Source organism: Halochromatium sp. (assembly GCF_054919635.1).
Genome location: NZ_JBUDPI010000301.1, coordinates 1 through 4690 on the forward strand (window position 1 = coordinate 1; position 4690 = coordinate 4690).

Annotated in this window: 5 protein-coding genes; all 5 read left to right on the forward strand. The window is 62.5% G+C overall.

Annotation, left to right across the window (positions count from 1 at the left end; genetic code table 11):
* On the forward strand, window positions 1-894 hold an 894-nt coding region (nikB, locus tag ACY693_RS15350), incomplete at its 5' end, for a nickel ABC transporter permease (protein ID WP_462322686.1).
* A 3-nt stretch (window positions 895-897) separates the two neighbouring features.
* Entirely contained in the window at window positions 898-1686 is a 789-nt protein-coding gene (locus ACY693_RS15355; RefSeq protein WP_462322687.1) for an ABC transporter permease, read from the forward strand.
* A gap of 414 nt (window positions 1687-2100) precedes the next feature.
* The gene (nagZ, locus tag ACY693_RS15360; RefSeq protein WP_462322688.1) at window positions 2101-3108 is read left to right on the forward strand and encodes a beta-N-acetylhexosaminidase; all 1008 of its coding nucleotides are present in this window, start codon (window positions 2101-2103) and stop codon (window positions 3106-3108) included.
* Between the two features lie 163 nt (window positions 3109-3271).
* Window positions 3272-3832, forward strand: coding sequence for a hypoxanthine-guanine phosphoribosyltransferase (locus ACY693_RS15365; RefSeq protein WP_462322689.1), 561 nt, complete (start codon window positions 3272-3274; stop codon window positions 3830-3832).
* Window positions 3833-3962: 130 nt separating this feature from the next.
* Window positions 3963-4406, forward strand: a complete 444-nt coding sequence (locus tag ACY693_RS15370; protein WP_462322690.1) for a hemerythrin domain-containing protein — start codon at window positions 3963-3965, stop codon at window positions 4404-4406.
* The last annotated feature ends 284 nt before the right edge of the window (window positions 4407-4690 follow it).

The following is a 4690-nucleotide window of genomic DNA, read 5'->3' on the forward strand; positions in this document are numbered from 1 at the left end:
AGTGCGGCGCTGTTGGTGATGCTTGGCGCCTGCACCCTGGTCTTCCTGCTGATTCATCTCGTCCCCGGTGACCCCGTTGACGCCATGCTCGGCGAGACCGCGCAGGCCGCTGACCGGGCCGCACTGCGATCTGCGTTAGGGTTGGATGCGCCGCTTTGGCAGCAGTATCTCGACTATCTCGCTGGCCTGACGCGGCTCGATCTCGGCGACTCGTTGCGCGAGCAGCGACCGGTGGTCAGTATCCTCGCCGAGCGTCTGCCGCCAACCTTGCTCCTTGCGAGTGCCTCGCTGATGCTGGCGCTCGTCATTGCGATACCACTTGGCGTGCTCGCGGCGAAGCATCAGCACCGATGGTTAGACAGCCTAGCGATGGGCTTTTCGCTCCTCGGTGTCGCGGTGCCGAACTTCTGGCTAGGACCACTCCTGATCCTGGTATTTTCGCTCTGGCTCGGATGGACCCCAGTAAGCGGCATGCAGCAGCCGGCCAGCCTGATCCTGCCCGCGATCACACTGGGCACCGCGCTTGCTGCGGTGTTGGCGCGGATGGTACGCAACAGCGTGCTCGAGGTCTTGGGTGAGGACTATATTCGCACAGCGCGGGCCAAGGGCTTGTCGGAGGGCAGGGTGCTGCGTCACCACGCATTGCGCAATGCCTGGCTGCCGGTCTTGACCCTAATCGGTCTTCAGCTCGGCGCCTTGCTGGCCGGAGCGGTGATTACCGAGACAGTCTTTGCCTGGCCCGGGGTCGGCAGCCTGATGGTCGAGGCCATCCAGGCCCGGGATTTTCCTGTGGTGCAGGGCACGGTGCTTCTGATTGCAGTGCTCTATGTGCTGGTGAATACGGCAACCGACCTGGCCTATGCCTGGATCGATCCACGCGTGAGTGCTGGCTGAGTCATGCGTCAGGTGCTGCCGATCGGCATCCTATCGCTCTGGGCGTTGGCGGCGCTGATCGGGCCAGCGCTGCCGCTGGCGCCGAATCAGATCGATCTGCCGCAGATCCTGGAGGGGCCCAGCCTGTTGCAGCCGTTAGGCACTGATGATCTTGGGCGCTCGGTGCTCGACCGCCTAATCGTCGGCTCGCGGACCTCGTTCTTGGTCGCGATCGGCGTCGTCTCCTTGTCGTTGATGCTCGGTGTGCTCGTCGGTGGCGTCGCGGGCTTCGCTGGGGGCTGGCTGGATCTGGCGACGGTTCGGGTGATCGACGTCTTTCTTGCGTTTCCGGGCATCTTGCTGGCGATTGCGCTGGCGGGCGTGCTGGGGTCGGGGCTAGGCAACCTCATTATGGCCTTGGCCGCTGTCGGCTGGGTGGGCTATGCGCGGCTGACGCGGGCACAGGTCCTCTCATTGCGGGGTCGTGATCATGTGCTCGCAGCGCGGGCCCTGGCCGTGCCAGCCCCTCGTATCCTGCTCCGTCACCTATTGCCGCTGACGGCGGCACCGTTGATCGTCGAGGCCACCTTCGGCATCGCCTCGGTCGTGGTCGCGGAGGCTGGTCTCTCGTTCCTAGGGCTGGGCATCCAGCCGCCGGCAGCGTCTTGGGGCAGCATGATTCGCGACGGCGTTGCCTACATGCTGGTCTCGCCGCACTTGGTGCTCGCGCCGGGGTTGGCGCTACTGCTGGTTGTTCTTGCGGTCAATCTCGCCGGTGACCGGCTGCGCGATCGGCTTGATGTCCGTACCTGATGATAGACGCTCAGGGCCTAGATCCTGCTCGAGTCGAGCTTGTGCGCTCTTGCCCTTCGCCCTGACTCCTGCACAGTCTGGGCCTGTCAATCCTGATGCATTTGGCGCGTTTTGTCCGCCAAGCAGGTGGAATGGCTATCGTTGCGCTTGCGCTCTAGTCAGGCTCTTGCTCTGGTCGCCCATGGGCGGAGGCAGTCGTCGGATCGGCTGGATTGGATTTCGACCCAAAGGATTTTGACCCAGAGGATTCCGACCCAGAGGATTCCGACCCAGAGGATTCCGACCCATACACAGGCGATGCAAACGGTCTGGTAAAACGCGCAGCCGACAAATGCCGTAGCTAAGGTTTGTAACAGGATCATGACGAGCACAAAGCGCAGTCAGCCTTCGGGTGGCCGGTCCCTCGGACCGGTGATGCTGGATCTTCAAGGCGTCGAGCTCAGCGCCGAGGAGCGTGAGCTGCTGCGTCATCCGGCGGTTGGTGGTGTGATCCTGTTCCGACGCAATTTCGTCGCGCCTGAGCAGCTAGCAGCGCTGACCAAGGCTATCCACGACGCCGACGAGCGACGCTTGTTGATCGCAGTGGACCAAGAAGGCGGGCGGGTACAACGCTTCTGCGAGGGGCTCACCCGATTACCCGCGGCGGCGCGCTTCGGAGCCCTCTACGCAGAGGATGAGCGTGCAGCACTGGGGGCGGCGCGCGCGGTCGGCTGGCTGATGGCCGCCGAGCTGCGCTCCGTGGGGGTTGATTTCAGCTTTGCCCCGGTGCTCGATGTCGAGCAAGGCCTGAGCCGCGTCATCGGCGACCGTGCCTTCGCAACGACGCCGGAAGCGGTGTCAGCGTTGGCGACGGCTTGGCTGGAGGGCGTCCACAGTGCCGGGATGGCCGGCTGTGGCAAGCACTTCCCCGGCCACGGTGGGGTCGTTGCTGATTCACATCTCGAGCTGCCTGAGGACCACCGTCCACTGAGAGCGCTTGAGCAGCATGATCTGTTGCCGTTTCGTCGCCTGATTGCCGGGGGACTCGAGGCGGTGATGCCGGCGCATGTCCGTTATGCTGTGATCGATCCCCAGCCGGCAGGCTTCTCGGCCTTTTGGCTGCGAGAGCTGTTACGGGGGCGCCTGCGCTTCGAGGGCGTGATCATCAGCGATGATCTCAATATGGGAGGCGCTGGTGTCGCTGGCACCCCGGCGGCTCGGGCGCTTGCTGCCTTGCAGGCCGGCTGTGACCTGGCCCTGATCTGCAACAATCGCGAGGCAGCCGTGGCTGTGCTCGAGGCCGTCGTAGACTGGCCGATGGACGAGTCATCAGTCCGGCTGCAGCGCCTCCGCGCCCGACCTGGGCTAGACATCAACAACGCTGAGCGCAGGCAGGCTGCGTTGAGCGCAATCGAACAGTTGTCAGCGTCGTCCAGTGTTTGAGCTGCTTGTCTGAGTTGCCTCACAGGGTCGCCTCTTTGGGTCGCCAGGCGGGGTCGCACGCTTGGTCCCTTTGTCAGAGCTACTCATCGACAGTAACGCCGATGCCCTTCGTCGCCCGCCAGTGGCGCGCGGCTCGAGTCCCCTCTTCCCTAGGAGATTATTGATGAACAAGATGCCCCCTGAGCGATACCAGGCGATCGCTGCGCGAACCGAATGCCTGGTCTCCGCCGACGAGGTTGAGGCAGCGCTGCAGCGGATGCGTGATGCCATCAGCGCTCTGCTGGCCGATAAGGACCCGGTTGTGCTCGCCGTGATGACCGGCGGCATCGTCGCGACGGGTCTGTTACTGCCGCGGCTGGATTTCGCCCTGCGACTCGATTATGTGCACGCGACCCGTTATCGCGGGGGTACTCGGGGTGGCGAGATCGAGTGGCGCTATCGGCCGGCTGCTGCCGTGCGCGGCGAGCACGTGCTGGTGATCGACGACATCTTCGACGAAGGGTTGACGATGGAGGCCATCGTCAAGGCCTGCTATGAAGACGGCGCGGAGTCTGTGGTCAGCGCCGCGCTGGTCGAGAAGAAGCGTGAGCGCGATTGTGACTATCGACCCGACATCGTCGGCCTCGAGGTCCCCGATCGGTACGTGATGGGGTTTGGACTCGATTACAAGAGCTACTTCCGCAACGCCGATCGCATCCTGGCTGCTCATCCGGCCGATATCTGAGGGCCGCTGTGGAGCGCTCGGGGCGGTTTTAGCCAGCTCTGTAAAAAGCTAATATAATTAAGGGCTTTTTGACAATCCGCGGTTGATGAGCTAAACCCATCCTAAGCCACAAAAGACGAGGAGGATGGCGATGCAGACACTCGACGGCTATCGCAGTAGTCATACTGAGCTGCGCCAAATGATCGACGATCTGCGGCTGCTCATGGCGCCCGAGCAGCTGAAGATCCGGCCCAACGCAAAGACCGCCTATCAGCTGCTCTGCGATCTCGCGCAAAAGGTCAAGCTTCATCTCTCTGAGGAGGACAAACAGCTCTACCCCAACCTGCTGATCCATGAGGACCCCAAGGTGAAGTCGATCGCTTGGGGGTTCATCAGCGGTGAGAAGCCCTTGCGGCGCTCTTTTGACGAGTACTACAAGCGTTGGCTAAAGAACTGCGACTTCAACTTTAGCGACGAATTCTTGGAAGAGACGCACGAAATCTTCGATATGCTCGCCTACCGGATCGACCGCGAAGAGCAGGTGCTGTTTCCAAAACTGCTCGAGATCGGGATCTTCGCTGAGCACCGGGTCTAAGCGCTTAGCCTATCAACGGATGTACAGTGACAACGCGCAGCGGTCGCTGCGCAAGTGTTCAATTGTTGCCCGCGTCCAGTACAATGCCACTCCTGAGCTCCAGGAGTGGCATTCATGTCTGTGTTCGCGATCATTGGCGGTTCCGGCTTCTGCGCCTTTCCAGGCCTCGAGGTCCAAGACCAAGAGCCCGTTGAAACCCGTTACGGGACGACCTCAGCGCCGCTGATCCGCGGACAGCTTAATGGCCAGTCGGTCTGCTTTCTAGCGCGCCATGGGCCAGAGCA

Coding starts and splice junctions, on each gene's coding strand:
- ACY693_RS15355 (WP_462322687.1), top strand. CDS start 898: ATGCGTCAGGTGCTGCCGATCGGCATCCTATCGCTCTGGGCGTTGGCG.
- nagZ (WP_462322688.1), top strand. CDS start 2,101: ATGCTGGATCTTCAAGGCGTCGAGCTCAGCGCCGAGGAGCGTGAGCTG.
- ACY693_RS15365 (WP_462322689.1), top strand. CDS start 3,272: ATGAACAAGATGCCCCCTGAGCGATACCAGGCGATCGCTGCGCGAACC.
- ACY693_RS15370 (WP_462322690.1), top strand. CDS start 3,963: ATGCAGACACTCGACGGCTATCGCAGTAGTCATACTGAGCTGCGCCAA.